The 17,085-nt window shown below is 37.2% G+C and carries 11 protein-coding genes, 16 tRNA genes and 2 rRNA genes (1 of these 29 only partly in view); 28 read left to right on the forward strand and 1 reads right to left on the reverse strand.

Annotated elements, in window-relative coordinates; genetic code table 11:
- The 17 genes from F0362_RS02775 to F0362_RS02855 form a co-directional block, all read left to right on the forward strand.
- A 23S ribosomal RNA gene (locus F0362_RS02775) occupies nucleotides 1-1,792 on the forward strand (it extends 1,130 nt beyond the left edge of the window).
- A 102-nt stretch (nucleotides 1,793-1,894) separates the two neighbouring features.
- Nucleotides 1,895-2,010 (forward strand): 5S ribosomal RNA (gene rrf / locus F0362_RS02780).
- Between the two features lie 8 nt (nucleotides 2,011-2,018).
- Nucleotides 2,019-2,093: transfer RNA gene (locus F0362_RS02785), tRNA-Asn, on the forward strand.
- 2 nt (nucleotides 2,094-2,095) lie between these two features.
- Nucleotides 2,096-2,187, forward strand: a tRNA-Ser gene (locus F0362_RS02790).
- 18 nt (nucleotides 2,188-2,205) lie between these two features.
- Nucleotides 2,206-2,280: transfer RNA gene (locus tag F0362_RS02795), tRNA-Glu, on the forward strand.
- Between the two features lie 4 nt (nucleotides 2,281-2,284).
- Nucleotides 2,285-2,360, forward strand: a tRNA-Val gene (locus tag F0362_RS02800).
- Between the two features lie 26 nt (nucleotides 2,361-2,386).
- A tRNA-Met gene (locus F0362_RS02805) sits at nucleotides 2,387-2,463 on the forward strand.
- A gap of 3 nt (nucleotides 2,464-2,466) precedes the next feature.
- Nucleotides 2,467-2,542: transfer RNA gene (locus tag F0362_RS02810), tRNA-Asp, on the forward strand.
- Between the two features lie 12 nt (nucleotides 2,543-2,554).
- Nucleotides 2,555-2,630 (forward strand) — tRNA-Phe (locus F0362_RS02815).
- A gap of 18 nt (nucleotides 2,631-2,648) precedes the next feature.
- Nucleotides 2,649-2,724 (forward strand) — tRNA-Thr (locus F0362_RS02820).
- 10 nt (nucleotides 2,725-2,734) lie between these two features.
- Nucleotides 2,735-2,818, forward strand: a tRNA-Tyr gene (locus tag F0362_RS02825).
- 7 nt (nucleotides 2,819-2,825) lie between these two features.
- Nucleotides 2,826-2,899, forward strand: a tRNA-Trp gene (locus tag F0362_RS02830).
- Nucleotides 2,900-2,918: 19 nt separating this feature from the next.
- Nucleotides 2,919-2,994, forward strand: a tRNA-His gene (locus F0362_RS02835).
- A gap of 63 nt (nucleotides 2,995-3,057) precedes the next feature.
- Nucleotides 3,058-3,132, forward strand: a tRNA-Gln gene (locus tag F0362_RS02840).
- Nucleotides 3,133-3,137: 5 nt separating this feature from the next.
- Nucleotides 3,138-3,212 (forward strand) — tRNA-Gly (locus F0362_RS02845).
- A 14-nt stretch (nucleotides 3,213-3,226) separates the two neighbouring features.
- Nucleotides 3,227-3,297: transfer RNA gene (locus F0362_RS02850), tRNA-Cys, on the forward strand.
- A 10-nt stretch (nucleotides 3,298-3,307) separates the two neighbouring features.
- Nucleotides 3,308-3,389, forward strand: a tRNA-Leu gene (locus F0362_RS02855).
- 177 nt (nucleotides 3,390-3,566) lie between these two features.
- Here the strand turns inward: F0362_RS02855 and F0362_RS02860 are convergent.
- Nucleotides 3,567-3,887 carry a DUF3884 family protein gene (locus tag F0362_RS02860; RefSeq protein ID WP_000149352.1) on the reverse strand — a complete coding sequence of 107 codons (321 nt, stop codon included), beginning with the start codon at nucleotides 3,885-3,887 and terminating at the stop codon, nucleotides 3,567-3,569.
- Nucleotides 3,888-4,529: 642 nt separating this feature from the next.
- Here F0362_RS02860 and F0362_RS02865 point away from each other — a divergent pair.
- From F0362_RS02865 to yhbH, 11 genes are all read left to right on the forward strand, one after another.
- Nucleotides 4,530-5,249 (forward strand): YebC/PmpR family DNA-binding transcriptional regulator, encoded by a 720-nt coding sequence (locus F0362_RS02865; RefSeq protein WP_000532958.1) that lies wholly within the window; start codon nucleotides 4,530-4,532, stop codon nucleotides 5,247-5,249.
- Nucleotides 5,250-5,393: 144 nt separating this feature from the next.
- On the forward strand, nucleotides 5,394-5,855 hold the full coding sequence (locus F0362_RS02870; RefSeq protein WP_000400461.1) for an NUDIX hydrolase: 462 nt from the start codon (nucleotides 5,394-5,396) through the stop codon (nucleotides 5,853-5,855).
- A 440-nt stretch (nucleotides 5,856-6,295) separates the two neighbouring features.
- On the forward strand, nucleotides 6,296-7,072 hold the full coding sequence (locus F0362_RS02875; RefSeq protein WP_000664700.1) for a transglycosylase domain-containing protein: 777 nt from the start codon (nucleotides 6,296-6,298) through the stop codon (nucleotides 7,070-7,072).
- Nucleotides 7,073-7,259: 187 nt separating this feature from the next.
- Entirely contained in the window at nucleotides 7,260-7,910 is a 651-nt protein-coding gene (locus F0362_RS02880) for a DsbA family protein (protein WP_000841321.1), read from the forward strand.
- A 115-nt stretch (nucleotides 7,911-8,025) separates the two neighbouring features.
- Nucleotides 8,026-8,099 (forward strand) — tRNA-Gly (locus tag F0362_RS02885).
- A 200-nt stretch (nucleotides 8,100-8,299) separates the two neighbouring features.
- On the forward strand, nucleotides 8,300-9,442 hold the full coding sequence (gene queG, locus F0362_RS02890) for a tRNA epoxyqueuosine(34) reductase QueG (RefSeq protein ID WP_000345226.1): 1,143 nt from the start codon (nucleotides 8,300-8,302) through the stop codon (nucleotides 9,440-9,442).
- A gap of 44 nt (nucleotides 9,443-9,486) precedes the next feature.
- Entirely contained in the window at nucleotides 9,487-10,374 is an 888-nt protein-coding gene (locus F0362_RS02895) for an amidase domain-containing protein (RefSeq protein ID WP_000260517.1), read from the forward strand.
- Nucleotides 10,375-10,432: 58 nt separating this feature from the next.
- Nucleotides 10,433-10,921 carry a tRNA (uridine(34)/cytosine(34)/5-carboxymethylaminomethyluridine(34)-2'-O)-methyltransferase TrmL gene (gene trmL, locus F0362_RS02900; protein ID WP_000538149.1) on the forward strand — a complete coding sequence of 163 codons (489 nt, stop codon included), beginning with the start codon at nucleotides 10,433-10,435 and terminating at the stop codon, nucleotides 10,919-10,921.
- Nucleotides 10,922-11,046: 125 nt separating this feature from the next.
- Nucleotides 11,047-13,116, forward strand: a complete 2,070-nt coding sequence (locus tag F0362_RS02905) for a sensor domain-containing protein (RefSeq protein ID WP_000664279.1) — start codon at nucleotides 11,047-11,049, stop codon at nucleotides 13,114-13,116.
- 395 nt (nucleotides 13,117-13,511) lie between these two features.
- Nucleotides 13,512-15,407 carry a PrkA family serine protein kinase gene (locus F0362_RS02910; RefSeq protein ID WP_000353271.1) on the forward strand — a complete coding sequence of 632 codons (1,896 nt, stop codon included), beginning with the start codon at nucleotides 13,512-13,514 and terminating at the stop codon, nucleotides 15,405-15,407.
- Nucleotides 15,408-15,861: 454 nt separating this feature from the next.
- A complete protein-coding gene (gene yhbH, locus F0362_RS02915) occupies nucleotides 15,862-17,037 on the forward strand; it encodes a sporulation protein YhbH (protein WP_001288242.1) in 1,176 nt (391 codons plus the stop codon).
- The last annotated feature ends 48 nt before the right edge of the window (nucleotides 17,038-17,085 follow it).

Below are 17,085 nucleotides of genomic sequence, written 5' to 3' on the forward strand. Positions count from 1 at the left end.
AAGAGTGCGTAATAGCTCACTAGTCGAGTGACTCTGCGCCGAAAATGTACCGGGGCTAAATACACCACCGAAGCTGCGAATTGATACCAATGGTATCAGTGGTAGGGGAGCGTTCTAAGTGCAGTGAAGTCAGACCGGAAGGACTGGTGGAGCGCTTAGAAGTGAGAATGCCGGTATGAGTAGCGAAAGACGGGTGAGAATCCCGTCCACCGAATGCCTAAGGTTTCCTGAGGAAGGCTCGTCCGCTCAGGGTTAGTCAGGACCTAAGCCGAGGCCGACAGGCGTAGGCGATGGACAACAGGTTGATATTCCTGTACCACCTCTTTATCGTTTGAGCAATGGAGGGACGCAGAAGGATAGAAGAAGCGTGCGATTGGTTGTGCACGTCCAAGCAGTTAGGCTGATAAGTAGGCAAATCCGCTTATCGTGAAGGCTGAGCTGTGATGGGGAAGCTCCTTATGGAGCGAAGTCTTTGATTCCCCGCTGCCAAGAAAAGCTTCTAGCGAGATAAAAGGTGCCTGTACCGCAAACCGACACAGGTAGGCGAGGAGAGAATCCTAAGGTGTGCGAGAGAACTCTGGTTAAGGAACTCGGCAAAATGACCCCGTAACTTCGGGAGAAGGGGTGCTTTCTTAACGGAAAGCCGCAGTGAATAGGCCCAAGCGACTGTTTAGCAAAAACACAGGTCTCTGCGAAGCCGTAAGGCGAAGTATAGGGGCTGACACCTGCCCGGTGCTGGAAGGTTAAGGAGAGGGGTTAGCGTAAGCGAAGCTCTGAACTGAAGCCCCAGTAAACGGCGGCCGTAACTATAACGGTCCTAAGGTAGCGAAATTCCTTGTCGGGTAAGTTCCGACCCGCACGAAAGGTGTAACGATTTGGGCACTGTCTCAACCAGAGACTCGGTGAAATTATAGTACCTGTGAAGATGCAGGTTACCCGCGACAGGACGGAAAGACCCCGTGGAGCTTTACTGTAGCCTGATATTGAATTTTGGTACAGTTTGTACAGGATAGGCGGGAGCCATTGAAACCGGAGCGCTAGCTTCGGTGGAGGCGCTGGTGGGATACCGCCCTGACTGTATTGAAATTCTAACCTACGGGTCTTATCGACCCGGGAGACAGTGTCAGGTGGGCAGTTTGACTGGGGCGGTCGCCTCCTAAAGTGTAACGGAGGCGCCCAAAGGTTCCCTCAGAATGGTTGGAAATCATTCGTAGAGTGCAAAGGCATAAGGGAGCTTGACTGCGAGACCTACAAGTCGAGCAGGGACGAAAGTCGGGCTTAGTGATCCGGTGGTTCCGCATGGAAGGGCCATCGCTCAACGGATAAAAGCTACCCCGGGGATAACAGGCTTATCTCCCCCAAGAGTCCACATCGACGGGGAGGTTTGGCACCTCGATGTCGGCTCATCGCATCCTGGGGCTGTAGTCGGTCCCAAGGGTTGGGCTGTTCGCCCATTAAAGCGGTACGCGAGCTGGGTTCAGAACGTCGTGAGACAGTTCGGTCCCTATCCGTCGTGGGCGTAGGAAATTTGAGAGGAGCTGTCCTTAGTACGAGAGGACCGGGATGGACGCACCGCTGGTGTACCAGTTGTTCTGCCAAGGGCATAGCTGGGTAGCTATGTGCGGAAGGGATAAGTGCTGAAAGCATCTAAGCATGAAGCCCCCCTCAAGATGAGATTTCCCATAGCGTAAGCTAGTAAGATCCCTGAAAGATGATCAGGTTGATAGGTTCGAGGTGGAAGCATGGTGACATGTGGAGCTGACGAATACTAATAGATCGAGGACTTAACCATATAATATGTAGCAAATGTTATCTAGTTTTGAGAGAACATAAAAAAACTTGTTGACTTTTAAAGTGAATAAGTTATAATAATGATTGTCTCAAAAGAATAATGTCTGGTAATGATGGCAGAGAGGTCACACCCGTTCCCATACCGAACACGGAAGTTAAGCTCTCTAGCGCCGATGGTAGTTGGGACCTTGTCCCTGTGAGAGTAGGACGTTGCCAGGCAATATTATTCCGCAGTAGCTCAGCGGTAGAGCTATCGGCTGTTAACCGATCGGTCGTAGGTTCGATTCCTACCTGCGGAGCCATTGGAGAGCTGTCCGAGTTGGCCGAAGGAGCACGATTGGAAATCGTGTATACGTCACAAGCGTATCAAGGGTTCGAATCCCTTGCTCTCCGCCATAAGGATTTATAATATTTGGCCCGTTGGTCAAGTGGTTAAGACACCGCCCTTTCACGGCGGTAACACGGGTTCGAATCCCGTACGGGTCACCACTTTGGAGGATTAGCTCAGCTGGGAGAGCACCTGCCTTACAAGCAGGGGGTCGGCGGTTCGATCCCGTCATCCTCCACCATATAAATTTTATATGAATAGTATTATCGCGGGGTGGAGCAGCACGGTAGCTCGTCGGGCTCATAACCCGAAGGTCGCAGGTTCAAATCCTGTCCCCGCAACCAAATGGTCCCGTGGTGTAGTGGTTAACATGCCTGCCTGTCACGCAGGAGATCGCCGGTTCGACCCCGGTCGGGACCGCCATTTTTTTAATAAGGCTCGGTAGCTCAGTCGGTAGAGCAGAGGACTGAAAATCCTCGTGTCGGCGGTTCGATTCCGTCCCGAGCCACCATTTATCTTAATACAATACGCCGGCTTAGCTCAATTGGTAGAGCAACTGACTTGTAATCAGTAGGTTGGGGGTTCAAGTCCTCTAGCCGGCACCATGTAAGTTTCGGAGGGGTAGCGAAGTGGCTAAACGCGGCGGACTGTAAATCCGCTCCTTCGGGTTCGGCAGTTCGAATCTGCCCCCCTCCACCATTTACATAGGGGCATAGTTTAAAGGTAGAACTGAGGTCTCCAAAACCTCCAGTGTGGGTTCGATTCCTACTGCCCCTGCCAAATATATTTACACAACATGGCGGTTGTGGCGAAGTGGTTAACGCACCGGATTGTGGCTCCGGCATTCGTGGGTTCGATTCCCATCAGTCGCCCCATTTTTATTTTAAAAATTACAAATAATCTAATTGATACTTACATATAATTAAGTAAGAATTCGATGGGCTATAGCCAAGCGGTAAGGCAACGGACTTTGACTCCGTCATGCGCTGGTTCGAATCCAGCTAGCCCAGCCATTTTTGCGGAAGTAGTTCAGTGGTAGAATACAACCTTGCCAAGGTTGGGGTCGCGGGTTCGAATCCCGTCTTCCGCTCCAATTAAATTAAATATGGCGGCATAGCCAAGTGGTAAGGCAGAGGTCTGCAAAACCTTTATCACCGGTTCAAATCCGGTTGCCGCCTTTATTATTGTGCCGATGTGGCGGAATTGGCAGACGCGCACGACTCAAAATCGTGTTCCTTCGGGAGTGTCGGTTCGACCCCGACCATCGGTATCACGAACGGCGTAACATCAAGGCTCTACACTAGTTGTGTAGAGTTTTTTTGTGTTTTCATCGCACTACAAAATAAGGACTAATACTATCAAAGCTCATGTTATACAGTTAAAGCAAACTGTGAAACACTAAAGGGATAAAAATGAACATTCATTTTTATCCCTTTAGTGTTTCATTTTATAGAGAATCTCTCCACCCTGGTGACATGAAGTTAAATCCGACACCACCAGTAGATATTAGCACATTATCAACTGTTAACTTTGTAATTTCTAAAAACTTCTTTTCAAACTCTTCTCTGTTGTACTTGTACATAGTTGAGTGGCACGACCACATTTGCGTTGAAGTACTCAACCATTCCCCTAATTCCTTTAATTTAGGGAATGACTCAAATTGAATTGGTTCATCTAATTTCATGAATCTCACTTGATAGATAGTTGGGTTTAGCTTTTCTCCTATCCCTTTAAGACCATGTGCTTTTTTTTCATTTAAATGTGTCATAATTCTCTCCCATCCTTCAAATCTTTGAATTCCAAAATTATTTTCCTGTTTTAATTATACAGCAATAAAAAGTAATTAGGGGGAGGTTGTGGTAATTTTTCCCTTTTCCTTATTGTTTAGCGGGAAATAAAGTAATAAATGAAATATGATAATTTTAATCAAGAGAGAAATGAAAGTAAAAAGTATCAGTTATTTATTGTGATTCCATTTTGGCTTCGTTTCATTTTAATTCATCATGTTTAAAGAAGCTCAAAATTTTTAAAATACTTTAAAATAAAGGATTTTAGGGGGAACACTCTATATAACTATATAAATGTCACCTAGAAAGACTCAAAATCGTGTTCCTTCGGGAGTGTCGGTGCGGCCCGGACAATCGGTATCGACGATGTAAAAAGACTCTAACAGAAATGTTAGAGTCTTTTTTGTTAAATTATATTATGTGATGCTAAAATTCGTAATAAACGTAAAAATTCATGTATAATATAACTTGTCGAAAGAACAAAATGATAATGATTTATATTATGTCTGTAATATGAATCAAAAGTGAACTTTTTATATTTCTTTTAAAAATGTGTTGAATACACATTATATTTCATATTAATATTTTTATGTAGATTTAAAACGAGAAAGAGAGTGGAAAGTATGGGCCGTAAATGGAACAACATTAAAGACAAAAAAGCATCAAAAGATGCAAATACAAGCCGTATATACGCGAAATTTGGACGTGAAATTTATGTGGCAGCAAAACAAGGCGAGCCAGATCCTGAATCAAACCAAACGTTAAGAGTTGTATTAGAGCGTGCGAAAACATACAATGTACCAAGAACAATTATCGATCGTGCAATTGAAAAAGCAAAAGGCGGTTCAGAAGAAAACTATGATGAGCTTCGTTACGAAGGATTTGGACCAAATGGATCTATGGTAATTGTAGATACACTTACAAATAACGTAAACCGTACTGCAGCAGATGTACGAGCTGCATTTAGCAAAAACAGTGGTAACATGGGCGTAAATGGTTCTGTAGCTTACATGTTCGATGCGACAGCTGTTATCGGTCTTGAAGGTAAAACATCAGATGAAGTTCTTGAAATTTTAATGGAAGCAGATGTAGATGCACGTGACATTCTAGAAGAAGAAGATTCTGTTATCGTTTATGCTGAACCTGATCAATTCCACTCAGTACAATCTGCACTTAAAGATGCTGGTATTGAAGAATTTACAGTTGCAGAATTAACAATGCTTGCACAAAATGATGTAGAACTTCCTGAAGATGCTCAAGTACAATTTGAAAAAATGGTTGATGCATTAGAAGATTTAGAAGATGTACAACAAGTTTACCATAACGTAGACTTAGGCGAATAATAAAAAAGGACCCTTTCGTTTAACGAACTGGGTCTTTTTTATTGAAATAATTAAGATGATAAGGTTTTAAAGGTGTTTTGTTATAGTTATGGAATAGGATCATAGATAGTATTTTAAATGATTGTATTTCTAGGAGGTATTTCTATGGAGCATAAAACACCAAAGCATATCGTTGCTGTAGCAGGCTATTTAACAAATGAAAAGAATGAGGTGCTTTTAACAAAAGTACATTGGCGAGCGGATACGTGGGAAATGCCTGGGGGACAGGTAGAAGAAGGAGAAGCACTCGATCAAGCTGTTTGTAGGGAAATAAAAGAGGAAACAGGATTATCGGTGAAGCCTATCGGAATTACAGGGGTCTATTATAATGCTTCTATGCATATTTTAGCTGTTGTGTTTAAAGTGGCATATGTGAGTGGTGATATAAAAATTCAACCTGAAGAAATACAAGAGGCTAAATTTATTGCTTTAAATGAAGAGAACATCGATGAGTATATAACGCGTCCTCATATGAAATCAAGAACAGTTGATGCGATGAGAGCAACGCATTTCATCCCATACGAAACGTGGGAAGTACAGCCATATAACCTTATAGGCAGGTTGTAAGAAAAGGGTAGCTATTTGAGTGTATCTCAAATAGCTACCCTTTTCTTATGTATATTACTTCAGAAAAAGGTCAAAATGATAATAAAGCTAGTATTGATTTCGAGAACATTAGTTCTGTATAATTATGATATATCATATATAATTAGATTACTAGATGTTTAAAAATAGAAATTTATAGATGATATAATAAAAGAATAAAGTGGAATCAAGGAAGTATAACGCTCTTAATTTCTACGCTGCTGTTTGTTATGAATGTTTTAAAATAATGTATATTCAATATTTCAGATGAATAGTAGATAAAAAAAGACTGTGATACAATACATTTTTATACCTTACAATGATGTAAGGTAGGTGTAAGAGAAATCGATGGGATATTTTTTTACAACAAGGTATTCTTAAGTTAAGAGATATATATGCTGTGTGGAAAAGAGGTGTTCAAGATGAAAGAACGAGTATTATCTAGAGTGAACTATCATCAAAAAGTTGCATTAAATCCAATGACTAAATTCTTTTATAAAGCCATTATTTTATTATTATTGTTAAGTTGTACGTTATTATTCGTTGGAAATATAATGATCGAGAAAAGTGATATTAGTAAATTACATGTACCGCCTAAGTTAGAGGTGCCAGAATCATTAACACATGCATTTATCGCGACAGAAGATAAAAGGTTTTATCATCATAATGGTTTAGATTATATAGCAATTATTAGGGCGTCTGTTGAGAATATAAAAGCTGGTGGTGTTGTGCAAGGAGGAAGCACAATTACACAGCAATTATCGAAAAATGCTTTTTTAACGAATGAACGTACATTTTCTCGTAAGTGGAAAGAGATTTTTTATACAAAAAAAATTGAACGTACATTTACGAAGGATGAAATTTTAAAATTGTATGTAAGTAATATTTATTACGGAGAAGGAGCATGGGGAATTGAAAAAGCAGCCAACCTTTACTTCGGTAAAACGGTGAACCAATTAACGTTGGCTGAAAGTGCGATGATGGCTGCTGTAGTGAAAGCACCTGCTTATTACTCACCTGCGCAAAATTATGATAAAGCGGTCGAGAGACGAAATGTAGTTTTGAGATTAATGGAAAAAGAAGGATATATCAATCATGATGAGTATGTGCAAGCAGTTAGTGAGAAATTAGTAATTCGCCATGATATAAAAACAGAGCAGTCGATGTTAAATAATGCGCGTGAAAAAGCAGTAAGTTAAGAGAAGCTCTTGCATAGGAGCTTCTTTTTTTGAATAAATTGTGACAAATTGTGACACAATATCGTCACAATTATTGTGTTTTTGTAATTTATGTGAGCGTGTTCATTGCGTGACGTATATAAGTGTTGATATTATGTGTATTGTGTACAATGCTGTATACAGAATATGAATTTAAAGAGGAATGTATATGAAATCAAATAAACTCATGGCTCTTGGTGTAGTTTTTTCTATCGCAGTATTGATTGTAATCGGAACAATTGCGTATAGCATCATAAATGACAAAAAAGATAAAGGGAATGAGATGTTTGCTTATTCTACGCAACAATCTTTAGGTAAAGATGATGCTCCGGTTAAGGTAGTTGAATTTGGAGACTTCAAATGCCCAGCATGTCGTACTTGGGATGTAACGGTATTACCACGATTAAAAGAAGAATATATTGATAAAGGTAAAGTGCAGTTATATTTTATTAACTTCCCATTTATTGGAAAAGACTCTGATTTAGGCGCAGCAGCTGGTGAAGCAATTTATAAACAAGATAAAGATTCATTCTGGACTTTCTATGATGAGATTTATCAAAGTCAAAAGAAAGATACGGAAGAATGGATTACAGAAGAATTACTTCTTAGCATTGTGAAAGAGAAACTTCCAAAAGTTGATGTAGAACAGTTTAAAAAAGATTTACACAGTAAAGAAATAAAAGAAAAAGTACGTAAAGATTCAGATCGTGCTCAAAAGTTAAAAGTTCAAGGTGCTCCTTCAGTATATATAAACGGGAATCTTGCAAATCCTGATTTCGATAGTATGAAGAAGGCGATTGATAAAGAATTGAAAAAGTGATGAGGTCTCTCATCACTTTTTCGACTTTTTTCGATAAAATTCTTGCTTCCGTTTTTTTTACATGCTATACTACTTTACATAAGTTATTCTAATATCTTATATGTATTTCATATTTGCGGGTGTAGTTTAGTGGTAAAACAAGAGCCTTCCAAGCTCTGGTCGAGAGTTCGATTCTCTTCACCCGCTCCAAATTTTATTTAATGTTTTTCTAATAAATTGTGATCAACGCAGTGTTTCGTTTCTGAGATAAACGAGGCATTGCGTTTTTTAATGTTTGAAAAGCGTAATAGTATGCGAAAATAGAAGTAAAGAATAGTATTCCAAAAGTGAATTGCTAACCAATATAGTCGTTACATAAGGGATGGGTTCATCTGAGGAGGCGATTAAGAATGGATTTTGAACAATTAAAGCAAGATGTAATTGCATATAGTAAAACAATTGGTATAGATAAAATAGGCTTTGCGAGTGCTTCCCCATTTGAGGAGCTAAAGCAGCGGTTAATCCAGCAGCAACAATTAAATTATCAATCTGGATTTGAAGAGTCTGATATAGAAAAAAGAACGAATCCACAGCTTTTATTACCAGGTGCAAAATCAATTATTGCGATTGCTTTAGCGTATCCTTCAAAATTAAAAAACGCACCATTAAGTAAACGTGGAGAACGCCGTGGGATTTTTTGTCGTGCCTCTTGGGGACAAGATTATCATCTTGTTTTACGAGATCGTTTGCAAAAGTTAGAGGCATATTTAATTGAAAAGCTTCCAGATATAGAAGTGAAGTCAATGGTTGATACAGGTGAGTTAAGCGATCGTGCTGTATCAGAACGTGCAGGTATCGGATGGAGTGGTAAGAACTGCGCTATTATTACACCTGAATTTGGTTCGTATGTATACTTGGGAGAAATAATTACAAACGTTCCATTTCCACCAGATCAGCCGATAGAAGATCAATGTGGAAGCTGTACAAAATGTATTGATGTTTGTCCTACAGGTGCTTTAATACAGGGTGGACAGTTAGATTCGAAGAAATGTATTGCTTTTTTAACACAGACGAAAGGGTTCCTACCTGAAGAATATCGCGATAAAATAGGAAATCGTATATATGGATGTGATACGTGTCAGACTGTGTGTCCAAAAAATAAAGGAATGGATTTTCATAATCATCCTGAGATGGAGCCAGATCCTGAATTAGTTAAACCGCTCTTAACACCACTTTTAACAATTAGTAATCGTGATTTTAAAGAGAAATATGGGATTATGTCAGGGTCATGGAGAGGTAAAAAGCCATTGCAACGAAATGCGATTTTAGCATTGGCGCATTTTAAAGAAGCATCAGCAATTCCTGATCTAATCGGTGTTATGAAAGATGATCCAAGACCAGTGCTACGCGGAACAGCAGCGTGGGCACTTGGGAAAATTGGTGGAGATGGAGTAGGCGAAGCCATTGAGAAAGCGATGGAACGTGAAAAGGATGAAGAAGTTCTTCATGAAATGAATCGCGGGCTTGCATTGTTAGCGCAGAAAAAAGAGTAGATAATATCTCCCTTTTTCATATTGTAATATGGGAGGGAGATGAAATGGTTGTAAAAGAAAATATTGAAACACAAGTACAACAGTTTTTAGCATATGTAACAGAGAAACGAACAAATGTGGATGGTATTGCTAAAGATTTATTACAACTAGCACAAAGAAAGAAACAATTGTTTCAAAAACGTAGTGCAGATATAGTGAAAGCAACAGCAGATGTTTCTTTCATTAGACAGCTAAATAGTAGTGATTATCAAGAAATTGATTATCAAGTACATTTTAAATATTTAATTAAGCATAAAGAATTATTTTATATCGAAGAGGAACAATTAAAACGAAGAGTTTGTTTAAATAATAGCCGGATAATAGGTGATTATGCTATTGAAGTGCCAGAAGAGATTGGAATAGGTGAGACATTAGAAAGAGAAGTTGCGAAAGAGAAATACGGTTCTTATCAGTATAATCGTTTAGAGGCAGTAAAATATGCAGAGCGTTGGTGGGATGATCGAAACCCAGTGTATCGCAATTTTCCTGATAATTGTACAAATTTTATTTCTCAATGTCTTCATACTGGAGAAGTACCAATGAACGGATATCCTAATATTCGTAAAGGTTGGTGGCAAAGGGAGAACCAGTGGAGTTGGAGCTGGGCTGTCGCACACTCTTTTTACTGGTACTTGTCAGGTTCTACAGTTGGCCTGCGAGGAGAAACTGTAGAAAAGCCGGAAGACCTTATTCTTGGTGATGTCATTGCTTACGATTTCGAAGATGACGGTAGGTGGAATCATACGACGATTGTAGTAGCAAAAGACGCAGATGGTATGCCACTTGTAAATGCACATTCAGCAAATAGCCGGCGGCGTTATTGGAGTTATGAGGACTCTAGTAAATACACACCACAAATGAAATATAAATTCTTTCATATTATTAATGGGTAGAGATTTTTCGTTCAAGTGGTATAATACGTAGTAGACAAAAAACAGAGGTGAATATCGCGTGGGTGTACATGTTGTTTTATATCAACCAGAAATTCCAGCAAATACAGGAAATATTGCACGTACTTGTGCAGCAACTGGAACAGAATTACATTTGATTAGACCGCTTGGGTTTTCAACGGATGACAAAATGTTAAAGCGTGCAGGATTAGATTATTGGCAGCACGTAAAAGTTACGTATTACGATTCAATTGAAGAGTTTTATGAGAAAAATAAAGACGGTGAATTCTTCTATTTAACAAAGTATGGTGAGAAAGCTCATACAGCATTTGATTATAGCAAACGTGAGAAGGATTATTATTTCGTGTTTGGAAGAGAAACAAATGGCTTACCAGCTAATGTAATCGAAGAAAACTTCGATCATTGTTTACGTATTCCAATGACGGATAAAGTACGTTCATTAAATTTATCTAATACAGCAGCAATTTTAATTTATGAAGCGTTTCGTCAACAAAATTATCCAGGATTAGATTTAGAAATCGTTTATTAAAAGTCGCCATTAGGCGGCTTTTTTTATAAATAAAAATAATATGTAGTCATACATTTTAAAAAAGGTACATATTCATATAGAATGGGATATATGATTAAAAATAGATAAGACGGGTTGAGATAAATATGAAGGAACAATATAACAATCAAAATACCTTTTTAAGTATGATAGATATGGATTTAATAAGACAAGGACTATTACATGCTATTCAAGATTTAGTATTTATTGTGAAAGTTATTGATGATGAGATCTTTAAATATATTTATATAAATAAAATAGGGATGGACTATGCTGGATTAAGTGAAGAATGTTACGGAAAAACATTTGCAGAAGTGTTATCAGGAGATAAGGTGAAAATATTACAAGAGCAATATACAAAAGTGGTGAGAGAGGCGAGAGCACACACATTTTGTGATGTAATCAGTTTCCCAACTGGTAATTTACATTATGAGTCTTCAGTTAATCCTGTATACGATGAAGAAGGGGTATGTCAATTTATTATTTGTATTACAAGGGATATTACAGCTCAGATTGAGGAGAAAGCAGAGATAGAGGAAAAACAAATGTTATTTAAGTCATTACTAGAATATAATAATGACTCCATTATATCTATAGATTCTATAGGTAGAATTACATATGCTAATCCGGCAACGTATGAAATATTTGGATACCGATATGAAGAGTTAAATAATAACTTTATTTTTAACTTTATTATTAAAGAATATGAAAAAGACTTTCAAATTATATTTAAGGAAGCTTTACAGGGGAGAGCAAAACAAATTGTTTCAAAGAAATATGTTCATAAAGAAGGATATGAACTATATATTTCTTTGAGAACGATCCCGATTATTGTGAACGGTGAAATTGTTGGGGTGTATATTGTTACGAGGGATGTTACAAGGCAAGTATTAAATGAGATGAAGACGGAATACTTAGCTTATTATGACCAATTAACAGGTTTAATGAATAGAATTTCATGCACAAACAAGCTAAATGAGTTTTTAAATGAAAATAAAGAGCTTGCACTAGTTTTCATGGATTTGGATGAATTTCATCTTATTAATGATACATTTGGTCATAAAGAAGGAGATAAAGTATTACAAAAAGTTACAGAATGTTTAAGCAATCTAGAAATAGAAGGTATGCATTTATTTAGAGAACATGATGACCAATTTGTTATGTTAATAGAAAATATAACGAAAGAATATGTAGAGGAAGTTGCAAAAAACATATTAGAAAAGATTAGTGAACATTTTGTAATTGAAGAAGAGGACGTGTATTTAAGTGTATCAATTGGAATTGTAATGGCACCAACAGATGGAGCCGATGAAAAAATACTTTTTCAAAGAGTTGATGCTGCTTTGGAAAAAGCAAAGGAAAAAGGAAAAGGGCATTATCATTTTTATTGTAAAGGATTAGATTGTGAACGTGAGAAAAGGTTTGTAATGGAAAATCAGTTACATCGTGCTATAGAGAAAAATGAATTTTTCTTATATTACCAGCCGCAGGTTAATATTGAAACGAAAAAAATAGCTAGTATGGAAGCTTTAATAAGATGGGAGAATAAAGAATTAGGATTTGTCCCTCCCAATCAATTTATTCCACTGGCAGAAAGAACAGGTTTTATTATTAAGCTTGATGAGTGGGTAGTAGATCAAGTGTGTCAGCAAATACGTGAATGGTTAAATAAAGGGTATGAAGTGGTTCCGATTGCAGTTAATATTTCAGCTAGACATTTTCGATCTATTACATTAATAGAGATGATTACACGTGCTTTAAATAAGTACAATGTACCAGCTCATCTATTAGCGATAGAGGTGACAGAAGGAGCCCTTATACATAAAGACATATCAAAGAGAGTGTTGCTACAATTAAAAGAACAAAATTTAAAGATTCATTTAGATGATTTTGGAACAGGGTATTCGTCTTTAAGTTATTTGAAAACATATCCAATTGATACTTTGAAAATTGATCGCTCTTTTATGGAAGGTATACATGTAGATGAACGTGATACGAATATTACGGCTGCAATTATTCATTTAGCTCATACATTAGAATTGAATGTAATTGCAGAAGGAGTAGAAAAAGCAGAACAAATACAGTTTTTGAAGGAAAAAAATGTAGAAATTGTACAAGGTTATTATTATAGTCGCCCTTTATCAAAATATGATGTGGAAAATATGTATTATACATGATGTATAAAGAAAAAAGTGATGTGCTAAAAGCACATCACTTTTTATGTGTACCTGGTTTATCGTTGTAACCAGATGTGAAAATAGCTGTAAGAAATGTGAGTGATACACCTAAAATTAATAATAATTTCATATTAATACTCCCCCTACTTTTTCGATTTACGAATTCTATTTATGAATTGAAATGTATGTAAGGTTCTTAGAAGAAAAGAATTTATTTATAATGAATAGCAGTGTGAAAACTTTAATACCTATATTATACAGAATTTTCTTTGAATTTTGGAGAGAATTTTATAGCACTACTATATATTTCGTTTTGATTTAAAGAATGTTTAAGGACATCCTAGCATACCTTTTATAATAATCCGATTGAACAAGGAGATGGGGGAGGAGCTATAATGGATATTCTAAAAAAGATTGAACAGCATCGAGCAGCAGAAGAACGTTTACAATGGGAAGGTACGTTTGCGGAGTATTTGGAGCTTGTGAAAGAAAGACCATGGGTGGCTCAAACAGCACACTCTCGCATTTACAATATGATAAAAGATGCCGGAATCGAAGAAGTTGATGGTAGAAGAAAATATAATTTCTTTAGTAATCAGCTGTTTGGACTAGAGGATGCACTAGAGCGTCTTGTTGAAGAATATTTTCATCCGTCTGCAAAAAGATTAGATGTTAGAAAACGTATTTTATTATTAATGGGTCCTGTTAGTGGAGGGAAATCAACATTAGTTACGATGTTGAAACGAGGATTAGAAACATACTCACGTACAGATCGTGGAGCGATTTTTGCAATTAAAGGCTGCCCGATGCACGAAGATCCACTGCATTTAATTCCACATCATTTACGGGATGATTTCTTTGATGAGTATGGAGTGAGAATTGAAGGGAATTTATCACCATTAAATGTAATGCGTCTAGAGCAAGAATATGGGTCAAGAATTGAGGATGTAGTTGTAGAGCGTATTTTCTTCTCGGAAGATCGTCGTACAGGGATTGGTACATTTAGCCCGTCTGATCCAAAATCACAAGATATTGCCGATTTAACAGGTAGTCTAGACTTTTCAACAATTGCAGAATATGGTTCAGAATCAGATCCTCGTGCGTATCGATTTGATGGAGAATTAAATAAGGCGAACCGAGGGATGATGGAATTCCAAGAGATGTTAAAATGCGATGAGAAGTTTTTATGGCATTTATTATCGCTTACGCAAGAAGGTAATTTCAAAGCGGGAAGGTTTGCGCTTATTTCAGCAGATGAATTAATTGTAGCGCATACGAACGAAACAGAGTATCGCTCATTTATAGCAAATAAGAAAAATGAAGCATTGCATTCAAGAATTATTGTAATGCCAGTTCCATACAATTTACGAGTGAGTGAAGAGGAACATATTTATGAGAAGATGATTCATGAAAGTGATGTATCGAATGTGCATATTGCACCACACACACTTCGTGTTGCAGCGATGTTTACAATTTTAACTCGCTTAAAAGATCCGAAGCGTCCAGATATTGATTTAAACAAAAAGATGCGTTTATATGATGGTGAAATGGTAGAGGGTTATAATGCGATTGATGTAGAAGAATTGCAACGGGAATACCAAGATGAAGGTATGAGCGGTATTGACCCACGTTATGTTATTAACCGAATTTCTTCTACAATTATTAGAAAAGAAGTACCATCTATTAATGCACTAGACGTACTTCGTTCTTTAAAAGATGGATTAGACCAGCATCCATCCATTAGTAATGAAGATCGTGAGCGCTATATGAACTTCATTTCATTAGCAAGAAAAGAATATGATGAAATTGCTAAGAAAGAAGTACAAAAAGCATTCGTATATTCATACGAAGAATCGGCTAAGACACTTATGGATAATTACTTAGATAACGTTGAAGCATATTGCAATAAATCGAAATTACGTGATCCATTAACAGGTGAAGAAATGAGCCCAGATGAAAAACTAATGCGCTCAATTGAGGAACAAATTGGAATTTCAGAAAACGCGAAGAAAGCATTCCGTGAAGAAATTTTAATTCGCATCTCTGCTTATGCGCGTAAAGGAAAACGTTTCGATTATAACTCGCATGAACGTCTTCGCGAAGCGATTCAGAAGAAGCTATTTGCTGATTTAAAAGATGTCGTGAAAATCACAACATCAACGAAAACACCAGATGAAAATCAGCTTAAGAAAATCAACGATGTTGTTGCACGTTTAATTGATGAGCATGGCTATAATTCTTCTTCGGCAAATGAATTATTACGCTATGTAGGTAGCTTGCTAAATCGATAGTTTGATAACAAAACGCTGTCTCTTGTTTTTTGCGGGACAGCGTTTTATTATCCATTCATATGTGTAAAGTGTCATACCTTGTCCAAATATAATAAATTAAGATGCAATTTCATGAATTTATTGTCAATTATTTTTACAATATGCATATGATAGAGTAACCAACCATTCATACGAAAAAAGCCAACACAATACAATATGTTGCAAAGTGAAAATGTGTGCAACAATGCATTGTGTTTCTTTCTTTCTTATCAGAGGCTGAATATTTCTTTCTATTATGTGAGTGGCAAAATTTTGTTTAGGATGCTCGGAGTATTGTATGTAAAACGTTATATATGTTTATGGGGTGATTTTCGATGGGCAGTTACCTTTCAAATATTTTAGCTTGAACATTATAGAACAAAATTTATAGATTGCTGTTCATAGAGAAAGACAATTACAGTAAGGAGGGAAAGGAATGAGCGAAGAAAATCAACCAAATTATACGATTTCACAGGAAAACTGGTCCCTCCATCGCAAAGGATATGACGACCAACAGCGCCATCAAGAAAAAGTACAAGAGGCAATTAAGAATAATTTACCCGATCTTGTAACAGAAGAAAGCATTGTTATGTCTAATGGCAAGGATGTTGTAAAAATACCAATTCGTTCTTTAGATGAATATAAGATTCGGTACAATTATGATAAAAACAAACACGTTGGGCAAGGAACTGGTGATAGCAAAGTTGGTGATGTCGTTGCGAGAGATGGATCAGGTGGTCAAAAGCAAAAAGGCCCAGGAAAAGGTCAAGGTGCAGGAGATGCAGCTGGAGAAGATTATTATGAAGCTGAAGTCTCTATTTTAGAATTAGAGCAAGCGTTTTTCAAAGAGCTAGAGCTTCCTAATTTAAAGAGAAAAGAAATGGATGAAAACCGGATTGAACATATTGAATTTAATGACATTAGAAAAACAGGACTATGGGGAAATATTGATAAGAAACGAACGATGATATCTGCATATAAACGAAATGCAATGCGTGGTAAAGCATCTTTCCATCCAATTCACCAAGAGGATTTAAAGTTCCGTACTTGGAATGAAGTGTTAAAGCCAGATTCAAAAGCTGTTGTATTAGCGATGATGGATACGAGTGGATCGATGGGAATATGGGAGAAGTATATGGCACGTAGCTTCTTTTTCTGGATGACAAGATTTTTACGTACAAAGTATGAAACAGTTGATATTGAATTTATTGCTCATCATACAGAAGCGAAAGTTGTTACAGAAGAAGAATTTTTCTCAAAAGGAGAAAGTGGCGGAACGATATGTTCTTCCGTGTATAAAAAGGCATTAGAGCTTATCGATAATAAATATTCACCAGACCGCTATAATATTTATCCATTCCATTTTTCAGACGGTGATAATTTAACATCAGATAATGCGAGATGTGTAAAGCTTGTTGAGGAGCTGATGAAGAAATGTAATATGTTTGGGTATGGGGAAGTGAATCAGTACAACCGCCATAGTACGCTTATGTCAGCCTATAAAAATATTAAAGATGAGAACTTTAGATATTATATTTTAAAGCAAAAAGCAGACGTATTCCATGCGATGAAGAGCTTTTTTAAAGAAGAATCAGGAGAGAAAATGGCATAATCCCTTTTAAAAGGGATTATTTTTTTAGTTGACAATGATAATGAAAAT

This window comes from Bacillus sp. BS98 (assembly GCF_008432245.1).
GTDB lineage: Bacteria > Bacillota > Bacilli > Bacillales > Bacillaceae_G > Bacillus_A > Bacillus_A toyonensis.